This window comes from Dyella japonica, from assembly GCF_040545895.1.
GTDB lineage: Bacteria > Pseudomonadota > Gammaproteobacteria > Xanthomonadales > Rhodanobacteraceae > Dyella > Dyella japonica_D.
Window position 1 is genome coordinate 133,239 of sequence record NZ_JBEPMU010000007.1, and the last position, 16,501, is coordinate 149,739.

A 16,501-nucleotide genomic window follows, 5' to 3' on the forward strand; every position below is an offset into this window, starting at 1 on the left:
CCGACGCACCGCAGTCCCCGGAGTCCCCATGAGTTCCCCCGCCCAGCACGTTTCCGCCAGCGCCGCCCATGCGGAGACCCGCCCGTTGCGTTTCGTCACCGCCGCCAGCCTCTTCGACGGCCACGACGCAGCCATCAACATCATGCGCCGCATCATCCAGTCGCAGGGTGCGGAGGTGATCCACCTCGGTCATAACCGTTCCGTGGAAGACGTGGTGCGCGCGGCCTTGCAGGAAGACGCCGATGCCATCGCGCTGTCGTCCTACCAGGGCGGCCATGTCGAGTACTTCAAGTACATGGTCGACATGTTGAAGGAACACCATGCCTCGCACATCCGCGTATTCGGCGGTGGCGGCGGCACCATCACGCCGGAAGAAATCCGCGAGCTGCAGGCGTACGGCGTCGAGCGCATCTATCACCCCAACGACGGCATGAAGCTCGGCCTCACCGAGATGATCGAGGACGTGATGCATCGCACGCGCGCCGCGGCGGTGAAGCGTGCGAAAGACGAACAGTCTTCGCCGGTCACGCCGATGGTGGACATCAGCAACGAGATTGCCGTGGGCCACGTGCTCTCTGCCATCGAAGAAGGCGAGCTGGGCGAAGCCGAGCTTGAGCATCTGCGCAAGCAATGGAAGATGGCCGGCAAGCAGACGCCCGTGCTCGGCGTCACTGGCACCGGCGGCGCGGGTAAATCCTCGGTGGTGGACGAACTGCTGCTGCGTTTCCTGCACGCGTTCCCCGAGATGCGCATCGCCGTGCTTGCGGTGGACCCCACGCGTCGCCGCAGTGGCGGTGCACTGCTGGGCGACCGCATCCGCATGAACTCTTTGCGCAGCCATCGCGTCTACATGCGCTCCATGGCCACGCGTCGCCAGCACGCCGCCACCAGCGCGGTGTTGCGTGACTGCATCGATTTCCTCAAGGCGCAGCCGTACGACCTCGTCATTGTCGAAACGGCCGGCATTGGCCAGAGCGATTCGGAAATCGTCGACCTGGTGGATTTCCCCACCTACGTGATGACCAGCGACTACGGCGCGGCCAGCCAGCTCGAAAAGATCGACATGCTCGACTTCGCCGAGCTGATCGTGCTCAACAAGTTCGACAAGCGCGGGGCGGAAGATGCGCTGCGCGACGTGCGCAAACAGTGGAAGCGCAACCGCACCGCTTTCACGCTCACCGACGAGCAGGTGCCGGTGTATCCGTCGATCGCCAGCCAGTTCAACGATCCGGGCGTCACCTGGATGTTCAGCAACCTGTGCCGTCTGCTGCGCGAAAAGCTCAGCCTGCCCGCCGAGAAATGGACGCCCAACCTCGACACCACGCTGAAGGAACCGCGCGCCACCGTGTTGATCCCGGGCGCACGCGTGCGCTATCTCGCGGAGATCGCCGAGCAAGGCCGTGGCATCAACAAGGAAATCGAGCGCGAAGCCGAATTCGCCAGCAAGGTGCAGCACTACTACGAATCGCTGAAGGAACTGGGCGACGCGCACCTGCCGCGTGAACTGGCGCGCTACGAATCCGAGGCGCTGCACGAGGAAGGCGCCGACCGCACGCTGCTCACGCTGCGCCAGCGCTACAACGCGGCCATCAAGGAACTCAGCCACGAAGCGATCCACCTGCTGCACGACTGGCCCAAGCGCTACAAGTCGGTGACCGACGAGGTCAACGAGTACAAGGTGCGCGACAAGGTGATCCGCGTGGAGAACTACCGCGAATCGCTGAGCCATCAAAAGATCCCGAAGGTGGCGCCGCCCAAGACCAAGGACTGGGGCGACCTGCTGCGCTTCCTGATGCGCGAGAACCTGCCCGGCCACTATCCATACACCGGTGGCGTGTATCCGTATCGCCGCACCGGCGAAGATCCCACCCGCATGTTCGCGGGCGAGGGCACGCCGGAGCGCACCAATCGCCGCTTCCATTACCTGAGCCAGGGCGGCGCAGCCACGCGTCTGTCCACCGCGTTCGACTCGGTCACGCTGTACGGCGAAGACCCGGCACCGCGCCCGGACATCTACGGCAAGATCGGCAACTCCGGCGTGAACATCGCCACGCTGGACGATATGAAGAAGCTGTATTCCGGCTTCGACCTGAGCGCGCCGAGCAGTTCCGTGTCGATGACCATCAACGGTCCGGCGCCGATCATCCTCGCGATGTTCATGAACACTGCCATCGACCAGAACATCGAGAAGCATCTGAAGGAAGATCCGGCGCGCTGGGCTGCAGCAGAGAAGAAGATCGCCTCGATGTTCCCGAACGGTCGCCCGCAATATTCGGGCGATCTGCCGAAGGGCAACGAAGGCCTCGGTCTCGGCCTGCTTGGCATCACCGGCGACCAACTGGTGGACGCGGAAACCTACGCGCGCATCAAGGAAGAAACCCTGCAGACCGTGCGCGGCACCGTGCAGGCGGACATCCTCAAGGAAGACCAGGCGCAGAACACCTGCATCTTCTCCACCGAATTTGCGCTGCGCATGATGGGCGACATCCAGCAGTACTTCGTCGACCACAAGGTGCGCAACTTCTACTCGGTGTCGATCTCCGGCTATCACATCGCCGAGGCGGGCGCGAACCCGATCAGCCAGCTCGCCTTTACGCTGAGCAACGGCTTCACCATCGTGGAGTACTACCTCGCGCGCGGCATGAGCATCGACGATTTCGCGCCGAACTTGTCGTTCTTCTTCTCCAACGGCATGGACCCGGAATACACCGTGATCGGCCGCGTCGCCCGCCGCATCTGGGCGCGCGCCATGCGCGAACGCTACGGCGCCAGCGCGCGCAGCCAGATGATGAAGTACCACATCCAGACCTCCGGCCGTTCGCTGCACGCGCAGGAAATCCAGTTCAACGACATCCGCACCACGCTGCAGGCGCTGTACGCGCTGTTCGACAACTGCAACAGCCTGCACACCAATGCGTACGACGAAGCCATCACCACGCCGACCGAGGAAAGCGTGCGTCGCGCGGTGGCGATCCAGATGATCATCAACAAGGAACTGGGCCTCAACTTCAACGAGAATCCCTGGCAGGGCAGCCACATCGTGGACGCGCTGACCGACATCGTCGAAGAAGCCGTGTACAAGGAGTTCGAGGCGATCAGCGAGCGCGGCGGCGTGCTTGGCGCGATGGACACGATGTACCAGCGCGGCAAGATCCAGGAAGAGTCGATGTACTACGAGCAGAAGAAGCACGACGGCAGCCTGCCGCTGATCGGCGTGAACACCTTCCTGCCGAAGGACCACGGCGGCGAGATCGCCACCGAGATCGAACTCATCCGCTCCACCGAAGGCGAGAAGGGTCAGCAGATCGAAAACGTGCTTGCCTTCGGCAAGGCCCGCAACGCCCTGGCGCCGGAAAGCCTTAAGACGCTGCAGAACACGGCGCGCGATCGCAAGAATGTCTTCGAGCAGCTGATGGAAGCGGTGAAGTACAACTCGCTTGGGCAGATCAGCCACGCCTTGTACGACGTGGGCGGCGAGTATCGTCGCAATATGTAAGCGGAGCGGGCGATGGCAGGCGGTGATCTGTTTGGGCTATCAGGCGATGAAGGCCTGGAGCCGGAGTGCAACTATTTCTTTGCGCTGATGCCGGTAGGAACCGCCCTGCAGCAGATCGGCGAACGGCGTGCCCATGCCGTTCGCGAGGCACAATCACCGCGCCTCGTGCCGGTCGAAGATCATCGCCTGCATCTGACGTTGTGCACGCCCAAGAGCTTGAAGCGGCTGCGCGCTCCTTTCGAAGAGTCGCTCAAGCGCGCGGGTGACGACGTGACCGCCGCGGCATTCGGCCTGCGTCTGGAGGGCTTCGAACGATTCACCGGGGGCTATGGGGAGCTCTGTCTCGTTTTGCGCAGCGACGGGGAAACCGGCACCCGCGCCCAGGCGTTGAAGGACGCCATTGGCGAAGCGCTTTTCAGCCATGGCTTCGGTTGGGACAAAGGCAAGCTGTCGCCTCATGTGACGCTGTACTACGCTGATGATGTGGAGCTGCCCGCACATTCCGGCCAGTCCATCGACTGGCATGTGGACGAGTTCGTGCTGATCCGCAGTCACGTGAGAAAGCATCAGCACGTCGTGATCAAACGATGGCCGCTGGCTGCCGCCGCGTAGGCTGATCCAGCAACGCGTGGGCACGGCCTTTTGGCCTGGCGCTGCGAGTGTTAAGCCGTCCATAAAGTTGACGCGCGGCCCGTGCTAGCCTCCGCTATCCATCGCGCAGGCGTAGCCCATGCTGACCGTCCACCACCTCAACAACTCCCGCTCCCAACGCGTGCTTTGGCTGCTGGAGGAGTTGGAGGTGCCCTACGAGATCCGCAAGTACGAGCGCGATCCCAAGACGATGCTGGCGCCGCCGGAGTTGCGTGCCATCCATCCGCTGGGCAAGTCGCCGGTGGTCGAGGACGAAGGGCAGGTGATCGCGGAGTCGGGGGCGATCATCGAGTACCTGGTCGACCGCTATGACACGGGACTGCTGGCGCCGTTGCCGGGTATGCCGGAGCGCCTGCGTTTCAACTACTGGCTGCACTACGCGGAGGGCTCGGCCATGCCGCCGCTGCTGCTCAAGCTGGTGGCCTCGCGCATTGCCACGGCGCCGATGCCGTTTTTTGCGAAGCCGGTGGCGCGCCGGATTGCGGCCAAGTTGCAGTCGACGTTTGTCGATCCGCAGTTGGCCTTGCACCTCAACTACGTGAACAACGAACTGGCGCAGACCGGTTGGTTCGTGGGCAGCCAATTCAGTGCGGCTGACATCCAGATGAGTTTCCCGATGGAAGCGGCCATGGCGCGCAGTGGTTTGCGCAACAAGCTTCCGCACATCGCCGCTTTCGTCAAACGCGTGCAGCGTCGGCCGGCCTATCAGCGTGCGTTGGAGCGGGGCGGTCCGTACACGCTGGGCTGATGGCATCAGGCGGGCGTTGCTCGCCGTTGCGCTCTTGAAGACAACGCCGGGGGTTTGCGTCTCGCCGAGGGTTGGTTGGCCCCGTCGAGTCGCACGGCGTTGTCTGCAAGAGCGCATCCTCTGCGCCAACGGGCCGCTGATCGCGGCGTCGGGAAATCAGGAAGGTTTGCAACCGGTGCCGCAGGTGCAGGGTTGCTGCCCGCTCACCCGACCTGCGGCTTCCCGGCTGCAAGCCTTCCTGATCTCGCTCAAGCGCATGCGCATCGCCACCATCAACAGGTCTCGCAACGAAAACGTCGATCGCGTCGATCCGCTTACAACGTGAGTTCCTACCAGCGGCCTCGCCGGTTGTCGCGCGCTCTCGCAGGAACGAAGAGACGGCGTTGGCTGAGGCATATCGTCAGGTAGAGCGACGAGAGCGCGAGTCCGCGCCAGATGGCCGCGTCGCTGTCCGGCCGCAGCACCAATTCGACGAGTGAAAGGACGAAGTGCAGCGCCGACAGGATGATGCCGACCGTTCGCCATCCGATGCCGAACGAACGATTCGAGTGAGTCTCCATGCCGCCATTGTCGGCAGTCGCCTCGTAAAGAAGCGATATCGCAAGGCCGAGTGCGCCATATAGAACGCGTAAAAGATCGCTGCGGAATTTTCTCGTGGGGCGCATGGGACCCCGGCGCGAATTCTTGCGACATGGCGTGGCTGACCTCAGAACCTTGTCTCCATGAGGTCATGTCGAACCCTCATAACGGGCGCCTGCGGCCTTGTCATCCAATTGTCATAAACTGACTACAATGTTCGGGCGATCACGCCGACCGGCTGGGGCGGCTGCGTGTGCCGGACATTCCGAACGCTCACGTGGGGAGATACGTATGCGATGCAAACTGGCCGTTGCCCTGGCTCTGGCGGTATCTGCTGCCGGCGCCCATGCCGATAGCGACAGCTTCAACGACATTTTCACCAACGGCCATGTCGATGGTGAGTTGCGCCTTTACAACTTCAACCGAATCTACGACACGCCCACCACGCCGGATGCGCACGCGCTCTCGCTGGCGGCTCTGATCAATGCGCAGACGGGCGCTTTTCTCGGTGGTTTCAGCATAGGCGCATCGTTCGTCACGGCCAATGCGCTCGGTACCAAGGACGACAACCCGGCCAAGATCGATACGTCGCTGATGGGGCCGAACAGCTCGGTGGGTGCGTGGAGCCAGGCCTATCTGCAATACAAGCGAGACTGGTTCCTCTTTCGCGGTGGTTACCAGTACCTCAACACGCCGTGGATGGGCGGCAACGATTCGCGCGTGATTCCTTCGTCGTACAACGCGGCGCTGGTGGACATCACGCCAGTGAAAGACTGGAACATCTACGCCATCCGCACCTTCAGCTGGAAGAGCCGCACCTCCAACGGCATGTACGACGACAACCTGTACTACCCGTCGAAATACAATGGCGATTCCATGTACGGCAACAACGGTGCGCTGCCGCTCACCGCGCCCGAGGCGAACGGCACCTGGGCCGCCGGCACGACGTACGTCCAGGGTGGCCTGAAGGCTGAAGCCTGGTATTACGACTTCCTGCGCTTCGCGCGCATGGGCTACGTCAACGGCAGCTACACGTTCGATACCGGCACGCCGTTCAATCCCTTCATCGCCGTGCAGGGGCTGACTGAAAACAACAGCAGTAGCGACGCCGAGAACATCCTGGTGCAAACCCAGGCGAAACTCGTGGGCGTGGCTGGCGATCGCGTCAAGGCGCAGGCATGGGGCGCGGATGTGGGCACGTCGATCTACGACGGCCGCATCGACTTTTCATACAACAAGCTCGAGGGCGAATCCGGCGCGGTGGGTAATGGCGCGCTGATTTCTCCCTACACCGTGAACTACGCCACCGATCCGCTGTTCACGACGTCGATGATCCGTGGCCTGGTTGAAATCGGTCCGGGCCATGCGTGGAAGGCCCGCGCGCAATACAACTTCTTCGACAAGAAGCTGCAATTGGTTGCCGCATATGCCAAGTACACGTCGCTCGAGCGCGGCGACAGCCATGACCTGTACTTCGACATCATCTACAACATGGACAGCGTGCTCAAAGGATTGCAGTTGCGCGATCGCTGGGAGCGTTCCGTGGGCGGCATTGCCAATCTCAATCCGGGCAATGAGCCGTTTACGTATAACCGCTTGATGATCTCGTACAAGTTCTGATCTTCGGTGCGGTGGCGGCGCGTCGATGCCGCCACCGAGCGCCTCCTTGGTTCTGGCTCTGTCGTCGCGTCTTCACAAGGTCGCGATACATAGGCACTTGACTCTCGATTAACCAAGTGGTTAATTGACGTCCATGGCAAATACTCAAGACACCTTGTCGATCACGTTCGCCGCGCTGGCCGATCCCACGCGACGCGCCATCCTGACCCGTCTGGCCAGGGGCGACGCCACGGTGGGCGAGTTGGGCGAACCGTTCGAGATCTCCGCGCCCGCCATTTCCAAGCACCTGCGCGTGCTGGAGGGCGCGGGGTTGATCGAGCGGGAAGTGGACGCCCGCTGGCGTATTTGCCGTCTCCGGGCCGAACCCATGCACGACGCACACGACTGGCTGGAAGCCTATCGCCGTCATTGGGAAGAGAGCCTGGATCGACTGGTCGAGTTTGTCGAACAGACCCATCGCGCCGATGCGAAGAAGCGTGGCAACGGCGCCCCACGCGTACCGAGGAAAAAGCCATGAGCACCCAAGCCGCAACGTTCGAGCTGGAAATGACCCGCTTCATCCGCGCGCCGCGGGAGAAGGTATTCGATGCATTCACCAACGAGGCTGCGCTCGCCGCGTGGCATTGCCCGCGTGGCCTGCACGTGGGGAGCGCGGCGACCGATGCGCGCGTCGGCGGCCACTACCGCGTCACCATGGTGAAGAAGGATGGCACCGTGCACGGCTCGAGTGGCACGTATCAGGTGATCGAGCGGCCATCGTTCCTCGCCTATACCTGGGCATGGGATGGCGAGGGTGACATTTCGGCACGCACCACGCTCATCGAGGTCACGCTCACGGAGAAAGACGGTGGCACGCAACTGCATATGCGTCACACCGGCTTCCCCGATCCCGCCGTGCGCGACGATCACAACCAGGGTTGGACGTCCGTCTTCAATCGCCTGTCGGACTACCTCGATCCCGATGGTTCGGCCGGCTCCGTGGTCGTGGTGGGCAACCCGATCAGCCCATACGTGCGTGCCGTGCGCATCGCGCTGGCAGAGAAGGGCGTGGCCTACGTACTCAAGCCGGAGGCGCCGCATTCGCCCCAGGTCGATGCGATCCATCCGTTTGGTCGCATCCCGGCCATGTATGACGGCCCACTGCAGTTCTACGAAACGCGCGCCATTCTTCGTTATATCGACGAAGCCTTCGACGGTCCGGATCTGCTGCCGACCAGCGGCGTCACCTCGCGCGCCAGGGCGGAGCAGTGGTACAGCGTGCTGGACGACTACGGCTACGATGCCATCGTCAATCGCTTGATCCTGCAGTACATGTTCCCGGTGGGGCCGGAGCCGGATCGCGCGATCATCGATGCCGCCGTGCCCGATATCGATCGCGTGCTGGCCACGCTGGATGCGGGCTACGGCAAGCGCGACTACCTCGTCGGCAACGCCCCCTGCATCGCGGACTATCTCGCCGCGCCGCTGCTCTACTCGCTGTCGCAGATGCCGGAAGGCCCGGGGTTGCTCGCAAAGTACGCCAACGTGCAGCGTGCGATGAAGGTGATGCAGGCTCGGCCCAGTTTCATCTCGGCGGAGCCCGACCTGGAAGGCAAGGGCGATGCTTCCAACGTCACGCCGCTGCGTAAGGCGAATGCAGCGTAACGAACCGGGATCATGATGACGATGGAGCAACGCATGCCTGCGCGTTGCTCCATCCAGGCCTGGCGCGTGAACTGTTGCGGCAGGTCGGGCTGGCGCCGTTCGCGCACAGGTTAGGTTATCCCGCGTTGTCAGGCGGGCACTTCACTCGCCGCCACCGCCAACCCCGACACCACGCCCAGCGACGGATCGCCATGCACCAGCGGCACCTCGGGAAAACACGCCTGCACGCGCGCCTTCACCTGCGGTGAGCGCGAGGTGCCGCCGGTGAGGAACACGCTGGCGGGCAGGGCAGCGAGGTCGTCGCGCACGGTGGTGAGGGTGCGTTCCAGTTGGCTGAGGAAGGGTTCGATGGCGGCGTCCAGATCGCTGCGCGTGGCGTCCACCACGAGGCCGGGCTCGATGAAATCGAGCGGGGCGCCATAGCGGGTTTCGCTGCTCAGCGTGATCTTCGTGCGTTCGGCCGTCTGATTGAGGCGCGTGGTGGCGCCCAGTTCCTGCAGGGCGCGCAGGCGCGGGCCGTAAGGTGCCGCGACGAGGCGGTAGTTCTGCTTGCGGAACTCGCGCTGCTTGGGCAGGTTGTGCACGCTCGCTGCTTCCACGAACTGATGCTGCGGTATGCGCACGATGTCCTTGCCCATCAGCGGCATGAAGCTGTGCAGGCTGATGCCCACGTCCAGGTCCGTGCCGCCCTTGGGCAGGCCCCAGTTGCGTGCGATGAACGGCGAGTCGTTGCCGCCGAGTTCCGCGTGCGTCACGTCGGTGGTGCCGCCGCCGATGTCCACGATCAACGCGTGCTGTCGGTCGTCGAGGCTCTTGTGGTAGTGCATCGCCGCGGCCGCAGGTTCCTCGAGGAAACTCACGTCGTCGAAGCCCGCTGCCGCCGCTGCCTCGCGCAGGATCTCCATGGCCTGTTCCGAACCGGCCGCGCCCATCGAGCTGCGGAATTCCACCGGTCGCCCGATCACCGCGCCGCGCACGGGTTCGCCGAACTGGCGGCTCGCGGTGAGGCGGATGTGTTCGAGGATGTGCGTGGCGATGTGCACGATGACCTTGCGCACCTGCGGGTCCAGGCGGTAGCCGAACATCGACTTGGGCGATTCGATGAGATTGCCGCCGCCGCTTTCCAGGTAGCCTTCCACCGCATCTTCGCCGAACAGCGCATGCTGGAAGCTGGCCACCGAGGCCGTGGCGGCGCGCGCCTGTTCTTCCATCCACTGGCGACGCACCACGCGCAAGGCATCGCGGCGCAGTTCCTCATCCGAACGCGACACTTCGCTGCCGGCCCCGGCCTGCCGGCGCAGTGCGAGGCGAGCCGAACGCATGTGCGCTTCCATCTGCGCTTCCAGTTCAGGCGTGAGTTCGAAGTCGTTCGGGTCGGGCACCAGCTCGGGAAAGTACACGGCCGTGCGGAACTGCTCCGCGTCGCCGAAGCGTACGAGGGTGAGCTTGCCGCCGATGATGGCCGCGGCGGCCGAATAGCTGGTGCCGAAGTCGATGCCGATGTGCATGAGAGGCTGCGCTTGAGGGCAATCGCTCATTATCTCAGGTCCCGCGCGTGCGCGCCCGTCTCACGTGGCACGAGGCGGTCGGCGTCATCGGGCAAGGACGCGAGCTCGACAGTTTTGGCGCCCAGGAGTACGAGCTGGCGGTGACCGGCACGCGTTGATCGCTTGCGCGATGGTGCCAAGCCATGCGGTGCACGCGCCGCATGGCTGACCTCCGTGACGGCAAAACTTCCTTGATATCCGTGTGCGATAAGGGCGGTACCCGGCGTCGACGCGGCGATCGCACGCACCCAACCCCCGGGTATAGGCACATGCAGTGTCGCGGCCGGGCATCAGCGCGTATCTGCTGACGCCGGCTTCTCGTGCGTCAAAAGAAGTGACGGACGTTGGTTCCAAAGAAGCGTGCTGAAGGGTGCGCCCGGCACCATGAATGCGCCATTCCTCATGCGGCACAGGTCTAGTGTCGTAGGAGTGGGACTACGGTGCGCTCATGATCATTGAGCGCTTGCCTTCAACGCGTCGCCACCAGTCATTCCGGTCGCGATGACTTGGCTGCGTCGGCAAGGGATTGCCGCCCCATGGCGAGTTGCGCCTCGTGCGACAGATGTTGAATGCCGGGGAAGAGCGCGTCAGCGAAAATCTTCATGGTGTCCGGCGGTTCGACGCTCGCATCCATGGCGATCTGCCAGGCGTTGAAGAGGAAGTGCACTTGCGTGTCGAGGCCCAGTTGCTGCGCATGGGCGCACGCGACGTTCATGATGGCGAGCGCGTTTTCGTCGTCATAGGTCACATGCGTCTCTTGCCCACGGTCAGCATGCTTGGCGGCGTTCGGCACCTTGTGCAGGAAGTTCAGGAAGTCCTTGAACTGATCGACGGCGAGTCCATCCTCGGTGAAGGTCTTTCCTTCGGCGACGAGCCCGTCATGCACCTGCCGCATGGCGCTTTGCCCGGGGAACTTCCGCTCGGCCAGGTCCTTCAGGATGAGATGCGCCGGGTGGGCCAGGCTCAGTGTGAAAAGCGCATCTTCGCCGTCGAAGTACATCCGGATGGCCCGGTCGAGCAGGCGAGTGGCCACGACGTGTTTTTCCAGGGTGGTGGGCACGATGCTGTCCCCCTCGCTTGGCTATTCGGAGAGTAACTTTGGCGGTCGCTGGAGCGAATGTATCAGGTGTGCCCGGTGATCAGTTTTCGGTCGTCTTCTGCGGAAAACAGCTGTTTCCAGCGCCGAATGGCTTGAGAATGGTGGCTCCCGGCACCACATCGAGCACAGTTGCGTTGGGGAGCTTCGACGCTGGACGCCGTATGCCGGATGTTCACTCCGTAGAGAAGATGGGGCGTGAATTCATCGCCCGGCACACCAACCCCGCAACGCGCCACTCTCAACTGATGGGAAGGACCAATACATGAGCACGAAAACCGAAACGGCGATCCTGGCTGGCGGCTGCTTCTGGGGCATGCAGGATCTGCTGCGGCGTTATCCGGGCGTGGTGTCCACGCGCGTGGGCTATTCGGGTGGCGATGTGCCCAACGCCACGTATCGCAACCACGGCACGCATGCCGAGGCGATCGAGATCGTGTTTGATCCCAGCGTGATCACGTATCGGCAGATCCTGGAGTTCTTCTTCCAGATCCACGACCCGAGCACGAAGAACCGTCAGGGCAACGACGTGGGCATGAGCTACCGCTCGGCCATCTTCTATCTCAGCGACGAGCAGAAGAAGGTGGCGGAAGACACCATCGCGGACGTCGACGCCTCCGGCCTGTGGCCCGGCAAGGTCGTCACCGAAGTCACGCCCGCCGGCCCGTTCTGGGAGGCCGAACCGGAACACCAGGATTATCTGGAGCGCATTCCCAATGGCTACACCTGCCACTTCCCGCGGCCGGACTGGAAGCTGCCAAAGCGCGCGGCGTAACGAACGCATGACGAAAGGGGCGGCCCATGTGGCCGCCCTTTTTTTCTGCGTCATGAATCGGGAAATTGAATCACCACGTCATTGAGCGGCATCTGCGCCTGACGGTGCTCGACGGTGGCAGCTTTCCACGGTTCGCCCTGCCCGAACAGCTGCGCCTCTGATTCGGGGCCCAGGTAGTCGAAGCGGTCGAACGCATAAGGCACGCCTTCCGAGCCCTCGAACGTGGCGGCGTTGGAGAGCTGGAAATGCAGATGCGGCGCGGCGGAGTTTCCGGATTGGCCCAGCTGCGCGAGCACTTGCCCGCGATGCACATGGTCGCCGGGTTTGACCTTGATGCTTCCGCGCTGCAGGTGCGCGTAGCTCGCGAACGTGCCGGGCGCGATTTCCAGCACCACGTAATTGCCGAACAGGCCGTTGGTGGTGAGTGAGGTGGGCTCGGGTTGCGGGCTCAATGGCGGGTGTTCCTGTTCGCCATCGCGCGTGCTTCGCACCACGCCGTCGGCCACGGCGAGCACATCGGCGCCGTAGCCAATCCAGTCGCCATAGGTGGACTTCTGGATGTCCTTCACGCCGGGGCGCATCACGTGTCCCGCCTCGTCGACGCCCACCAGGTCGAGGGCATAGCGCTGCGGAATGGTGAGCGCGCCATTCACCGCCACCAGGCTGCCCCAATGGTGCGACTGCGCGGCGCCCGGCCCTTCGTGAGCCAGCCAGCGGCCACCGCGCAGCGGCGCGCCGATGGTCAGCGTCTTCGCGTCGCCTACCTGCACAGTGGCGCCGTCGAGCACGGACGTCGCGTGCTTGTCGGCAGCGAATTCGATGCGATGACGCAAGCGATGGGGCACCGGCGAACCGGCTGGCAGCGTCAGCCATACGAAGAAGACGGCGCGCTTGCCGGGCGCGATGGCCACGGGTTTCTGCTCCGCTGGCGCAGGCTTCACGATGGTCGCGAGCGCCTTCGCATCGAGCACCAGCAGCGGCAAGGCGGCATCGTCACCGAACACTTTCAAACCTTGTGGCTTGAGCGCACCGGAGTCGCCATAGAAGTTGGTGACGTGCAGCTCGTAGGCCAGATGTGTCAGGCCGTCGCTGCCCACGAAGGCGCTGGGTGCGAACGGCACGCGCGCTTCCACCGGCGCCCAGGTTTCCTCGGCATATGCCGAAGGCATGAAGGACAAGGCAAACAGAAGCGCCACCGCTGCGTTGCGAATCATTCGTTGGTCATTCCCTGGCAGGCACGTTGAGCGATGCGAGAACCGTTTGCCTGTTGGCTATCGATGCATGCAAACGAGGCCACCAGCTTGCCGGTGACTTGCGCAGGCCGCAATGGGTCATTGGTTCGGAGCCGAATGTGCAGCGCAACCGTCAATCGAAGAAGACGTCGTCTTCAAGCCGCACCAAGAGCTGGGCGCGACACAACGGTCCGCGTTTCAGTCGTTGCTCCACGGCATCGGCCACCGCCTGGCAGTTTGCCGGCGTCACCTCGCATTGGTGGCAACGCAGAAAATCGACGACAAAACCCTGCAGTCCCCACGGAAGGCGGTCGAACGGCGTGACGCCTTCGCGCAGCGGTGTCTGCCTCAGCTTCCTCGCGGTCGTGGCCACGGGCCACCTCTCCTGGTGTTTGCCTTAGGCAAGCAAAAGGCGATCCATCCGCGGTACTCCGCCATTGGCCGATGACACAGCGTGTCCGCGGACACGGCAGCGGACAACTCGGACAGGTCAGGGCGAGTTGGGACGAACCGGCGCGGTGCTGTCGCCAGTGCTGCCATCTTCCGTCGCCGCGGCGGAGACAGCGATGATGGCCGGCGTAGCAGGTGCGATGTGCGCGACGGTGGGGAGCAGCGCCGTGGTTGCCTTGTCCTCGACGATGCCGCTTTCCTGCGAGAGAGATGTGGCCTCCGCCTGACGATTCATCACGATGATGCTGATGCGGCGATTGACCGGGTCGCCGGGATTGGCGCGGTCAAACGGTACTGAAGCGGCCAGCCCCACCACGCGAGCGATCTTGTCTTCGGCGAGGCCACCGGAGAGCAACGCGCGGCGTGCCGCGTTGGCGCGATCGGCGGACAGTTCCCAGTTGCTGTAGTGATGATCGCTCGTGTAAGGCGCGTCATCGGTGTGGCCGGAGAGGCTGATGCGATTGGGCACGCGATTGATGAAGCCCGCGAGCTCTTGCAGGATCGTCGTGGTGTACGGCCGCAACTGCGCGCTGCCCAGGTCGAACATGGGACGGTTCTGCTTGTCCACGATCTGGATGCGCAGGCCTTCGGGCGTGATGTCCAGCAGCAGCTGATCCTTGAACGGCGCAAGTGCCTGGCTCTTCTCGATCGCCGCCTGCAGTTGCTGCATGAGATCTTCCAGCCGCGCGCGCTCCTGCTTGCGCGCTTCTTTTTCGATCTCCTTGGGATCGGTGCTGGCGGCTGCAGCGCCCAGGCGATCATGCCCCGGGCCGCGCGGCATATCCATCGCGCCGCCCATCTTGATCATGCTGGTGCTGGCGCCACCCGGACCCATGCGACCCGGCGGCGCCATCGTGGCGGTGCCTTGCGCCATGCTCGGGTTCTTGAAGTATTCCGAGATGGCCGCGCGTTGCTCGCGCGTGCCTGCGCCGATCAGCCACATGACGAGAAAGAAGGCCATCATCGCGGTGACGAAGTCCGCATAGGCCACTTTCCAGGCACCGCCATGGTGGCCGTGCCCGCGCCGCTTGATGCGGCGTATCACGATGGGTGTGGGCTCGCCTTGCTCGCTCACGTTGCCGCCTTTGCGCGTGGCGACTTGAGGTGATCCTCCAGATCCTGGAAGCCGGGCCGCGTATGCGTGCCCAGCGACTTGCGCGCGAACTCCACTGCCACCTTCGGGTTGTAGCCGCGCAGGTTGGCGAGCAGGGCGATCTTCACGCACTCGAACGCCTTGCCGTCTTCCTGCACGCGGTTCTCCATGGCCGCACCGAGCGGGCCGATGAAGCCGTAGCAAAGCAGGATGCCGAGGAACGTACCCACCAGCGCACCGGCAATGTGCATGCCGATGCGCGAGGTGTCGCCATCGAGCTGGCCCATGGTGGTGACGATGCCGAGCACCGCCGCCACGATGCCGAAGCCAGGCAGCGCATCGGCCAGCTTGGTCACTGCCAGCGCTGGCGCGACGGCCTCGTGGTGATGCGTTTCCAGTTCCACTTCGAGCAGCTGTTCCAGCTCGATGGGATTCATGCTGCCACCCACCATCAGGCGCAGGCAGTCGGTAGTGAACTCGATCAGGTGGTGTTCGCGCTGCAGGCGCGGATACGCGGAGAACAGCGAGCTCGATTGCGGATCCTCGATGTGTTCCTCCAGGCCAAGCAAACCTTCCTTGCGCATCAGGCTGAAGATGTCGTAGAGCATCGAGAGCAGGTCGACGTAATCCTGCTTGTGGTACTTCGGTCCCTTCAGCAAACCCATGGCGTCACGCAAGGCCGCCTTCACCACTTTGGCCGGATTGGCCGAAAGAAATGCACCCACCGCGCCGCCGCCGATGATCAGCAGTTCGTACGGCTGCCACAACGCAAGAATCTGTCCGTGCGACAGCACAAAGCCGCCGAGCACGCACACAAGAACCACCACCGCTCCGATGAGGACCAACATGTTCGCTCCGAGATACGGAGCCAATCACTCCGCGCTCGTTTTTTATCGGCTTGGCGATGGGAAAATTGAGAAAACGCCCTCCCTTGCTGCTGCCTGTCGATATGGCATGCAGGAGGCCATGGATGATTGGTTTACGCGTGGCGCGACAAATGGCATATCGCCATGGCAAACCTTGGCCGTACGGCGTTTGGACATCCGTTTTGGTGGTCATGCCAGGTGGTTTATCGCGGGCTATCAAGTCGCGACGGTTGCAGCCGATAGCATGGGGGTAATCGCGTGCGATGAAATGGCGATGTCTCGCCATCCATGTATCGGCTTACCTCGCGGAGATATGCGCACTGTGCAGGGCGGCAGACAGTCGTGAGTTTCGCCATCGCTCTCGTCAGCGCTTGATCCAGTGTCAGGATCAAGCGTGTTTCTGACGGAGGCGGCTATTCCTTCGTCGGCCAGAGAATAGCCTGCGCAACCACGACATGTTCGCCATTGAACGTGGCGGCGGGTGAGCCGTACAAGCGGTAACCGAGTTCCAGCGCTTCGGAAACGCGTTGGCAGAACGCGGCGTCATCCTTGCCCGTGAGCAGGCGATAGCGCGGCAGGTGGTTCGGTGGTGACGATTCGGTCATGCAACATGCTCCGGGTCGCGAATGAAGGTCGACGGCGTCGCGCAACGATCAACGGCCTTGCATCGATCGCACGCCGATGTACGTGGAAGGCGTCGCTTT

The 16,501-nt window shown here is 63.3% G+C and carries 16 protein-coding genes; 8 read left to right on the forward strand and 8 right to left on the reverse strand.

Translation table 11 applies throughout. The features are described from left to right. Positions 1–28 precede the first annotated feature (28 nt). From ABIC75_RS21320 to ABIC75_RS21335, 4 genes are all read left to right on the forward strand, one after another. Positions 29–3,496 (forward strand): methylmalonyl-CoA mutase family protein, encoded by a 3,468-nt coding sequence (locus tag ABIC75_RS21320; RefSeq protein WP_354015907.1) that lies wholly within the window; start codon positions 29–31, stop codon positions 3,494–3,496. Positions 3,497–3,508: 12 nt separating this feature from the next. Beyond that, complete coding sequence (locus ABIC75_RS21325; protein WP_354015908.1) at positions 3,509–4,108, forward strand: 2'-5' RNA ligase family protein; 600 nt, start codon at positions 3,509–3,511, stop codon at positions 4,106–4,108. A gap of 118 nt (positions 4,109–4,226) precedes the next feature. After that, positions 4,227–4,895 carry a glutathione S-transferase family protein gene (locus ABIC75_RS21330; RefSeq protein ID WP_354015909.1) on the forward strand — a complete coding sequence of 223 codons (669 nt, stop codon included), beginning with the start codon at positions 4,227–4,229 and terminating at the stop codon, positions 4,893–4,895. A 175-nt stretch (positions 4,896–5,070) separates the two neighbouring features. Next, entirely contained in the window at positions 5,071–5,220 is a 150-nt protein-coding gene (locus ABIC75_RS21335) for a hypothetical protein (protein ID WP_354015910.1), read from the forward strand. Positions 5,221–5,224: 4 nt separating this feature from the next. Here ABIC75_RS21335 and ABIC75_RS21340 read toward each other — a convergent pair whose 3' ends face one another. Then, positions 5,225–5,560 (reverse strand): hypothetical protein, encoded by a 336-nt coding sequence (locus tag ABIC75_RS21340; protein ID WP_354015911.1) that lies wholly within the window; start codon positions 5,558–5,560, stop codon positions 5,225–5,227. 205 nt (positions 5,561–5,765) lie between these two features. Between ABIC75_RS21340 and ABIC75_RS21345 the strand changes: the two genes are divergently transcribed. From ABIC75_RS21345 to ABIC75_RS21355, 3 genes are all read left to right on the forward strand, one after another. Continuing rightward, positions 5,766–7,094, forward strand: coding sequence for a hypothetical protein (locus tag ABIC75_RS21345; protein WP_354015912.1), 1,329 nt, complete (start codon positions 5,766–5,768; stop codon positions 7,092–7,094). 133 nt (positions 7,095–7,227) lie between these two features. Continuing rightward, complete coding sequence (locus tag ABIC75_RS21350; RefSeq protein WP_354015913.1) at positions 7,228–7,611, forward strand: ArsR/SmtB family transcription factor; 384 nt, start codon at positions 7,228–7,230, stop codon at positions 7,609–7,611. After that, a complete protein-coding gene (locus tag ABIC75_RS21355) occupies positions 7,608–8,738 on the forward strand; it encodes an SRPBCC domain-containing protein (RefSeq protein WP_354015914.1) in 1,131 nt (376 codons plus the stop codon). Before ABIC75_RS21350 ends, ABIC75_RS21355 begins: the two co-directional genes overlap by 4 nt. A gap of 128 nt (positions 8,739–8,866) precedes the next feature. Here the strand turns inward: ABIC75_RS21355 and ABIC75_RS21360 are convergent, their stop codons facing one another. Both ABIC75_RS21360 and ABIC75_RS21365 read right to left on the reverse strand, forming a co-directional pair. Continuing rightward, the gene (locus ABIC75_RS21360; protein WP_354015915.1) at positions 8,867–10,246 is read right to left on the reverse strand and encodes an Hsp70 family protein; all 1,380 of its coding nucleotides are present in this window, start codon (positions 10,244–10,246) and stop codon (positions 8,867–8,869) included. A 526-nt stretch (positions 10,247–10,772) separates the two neighbouring features. Then, the gene (locus tag ABIC75_RS21365; protein WP_354015916.1) at positions 10,773–11,345 is read right to left on the reverse strand and encodes a hypothetical protein; all 573 of its coding nucleotides are present in this window, start codon (positions 11,343–11,345) and stop codon (positions 10,773–10,775) included. Between the two features lie 301 nt (positions 11,346–11,646). Between ABIC75_RS21365 and msrA the strand changes: the two genes are divergently transcribed. Further along, entirely contained in the window at positions 11,647–12,156 is a 510-nt protein-coding gene (gene msrA, locus ABIC75_RS21370; RefSeq protein WP_354015917.1) for a peptide-methionine (S)-S-oxide reductase MsrA, read from the forward strand. Positions 12,157–12,206: 50 nt separating this feature from the next. On the opposite strand, the gene ABIC75_RS21375 is transcribed toward msrA, so the two are convergent. From ABIC75_RS21375 to ABIC75_RS21395, 5 genes are all read right to left on the reverse strand, one after another. Next, the gene (locus ABIC75_RS21375; protein ID WP_354015918.1) at positions 12,207–13,370 is read right to left on the reverse strand and encodes a M23 family metallopeptidase; all 1,164 of its coding nucleotides are present in this window, start codon (positions 13,368–13,370) and stop codon (positions 12,207–12,209) included. 151 nt (positions 13,371–13,521) lie between these two features. Continuing rightward, positions 13,522–13,761 carry a hypothetical protein gene (locus tag ABIC75_RS21380; RefSeq protein ID WP_354015919.1) on the reverse strand — a complete coding sequence of 80 codons (240 nt, stop codon included), beginning with the start codon at positions 13,759–13,761 and terminating at the stop codon, positions 13,522–13,524. Positions 13,762–13,878: 117 nt separating this feature from the next. Beyond that, complete coding sequence (gene motB / locus ABIC75_RS21385) at positions 13,879–14,913, reverse strand: flagellar motor protein MotB (protein ID WP_354015920.1); 1,035 nt, start codon at positions 14,911–14,913, stop codon at positions 13,879–13,881. Next, on the reverse strand, positions 14,910–15,779 hold the full coding sequence (gene motA, locus ABIC75_RS21390; RefSeq protein WP_354015921.1) for a flagellar motor stator protein MotA: 870 nt from the start codon (positions 15,777–15,779) through the stop codon (positions 14,910–14,912). The genes motB and motA overlap by 4 nt, the downstream gene beginning before the upstream one ends. Positions 15,780–16,210: 431 nt before the next feature. Then, positions 16,211–16,402, reverse strand: a complete 192-nt coding sequence (locus tag ABIC75_RS21395; protein ID WP_354015922.1) for a DUF1737 domain-containing protein — start codon at positions 16,400–16,402, stop codon at positions 16,211–16,213. Positions 16,403–16,501 lie beyond the last annotated feature (99 nt).

Bases quoted from the DNA above. Each gene is read 5' to 3' on its own strand.
- ABIC75_RS21345 (WP_354015912.1), top strand. From the start codon at position 5,766: ATGCGATGCAAACTGGCCGTTGCCCTGGCTCTGGCGGTATCTGCTGCC.
- msrA (WP_354015917.1), top strand. From the start codon at position 11,647: ATGAGCACGAAAACCGAAACGGCGATCCTGGCTGGCGGCTGCTTCTGG.
- ABIC75_RS21360 (WP_354015915.1), bottom strand. From the start codon at position 10,246: ATGCACATCGGCATCGACTTCGGCACCAGCTATTCGGCCGCCGCGGCC.
- motA (WP_354015921.1), bottom strand. From the start codon at position 15,779: ATGTTGGTCCTCATCGGAGCGGTGGTGGTTCTTGTGTGCGTGCTCGGC.
- ABIC75_RS21330 (WP_354015909.1), top strand. From the start codon at position 4,227: ATGCTGACCGTCCACCACCTCAACAACTCCCGCTCCCAACGCGTGCTT.
- ABIC75_RS21355 (WP_354015914.1), top strand. From the start codon at position 7,608: ATGAGCACCCAAGCCGCAACGTTCGAGCTGGAAATGACCCGCTTCATC.
- ABIC75_RS21320 (WP_354015907.1), top strand. From the start codon at position 29: ATGAGTTCCCCCGCCCAGCACGTTTCCGCCAGCGCCGCCCATGCGGAG.
- ABIC75_RS21325 (WP_354015908.1), top strand. From the start codon at position 3,509: ATGGCAGGCGGTGATCTGTTTGGGCTATCAGGCGATGAAGGCCTGGAG.
- ABIC75_RS21395 (WP_354015922.1), bottom strand. From the start codon at position 16,402: ATGACCGAATCGTCACCACCGAACCACCTGCCGCGCTATCGCCTGCTC.
- ABIC75_RS21350 (WP_354015913.1), top strand. From the start codon at position 7,228: ATGGCAAATACTCAAGACACCTTGTCGATCACGTTCGCCGCGCTGGCC.
- ABIC75_RS21375 (WP_354015918.1), bottom strand. From the start codon at position 13,370: ATGATTCGCAACGCAGCGGTGGCGCTTCTGTTTGCCTTGTCCTTCATG.
- ABIC75_RS21340 (WP_354015911.1), bottom strand. From the start codon at position 5,560: ATGCGCCCCACGAGAAAATTCCGCAGCGATCTTTTACGCGTTCTATAT.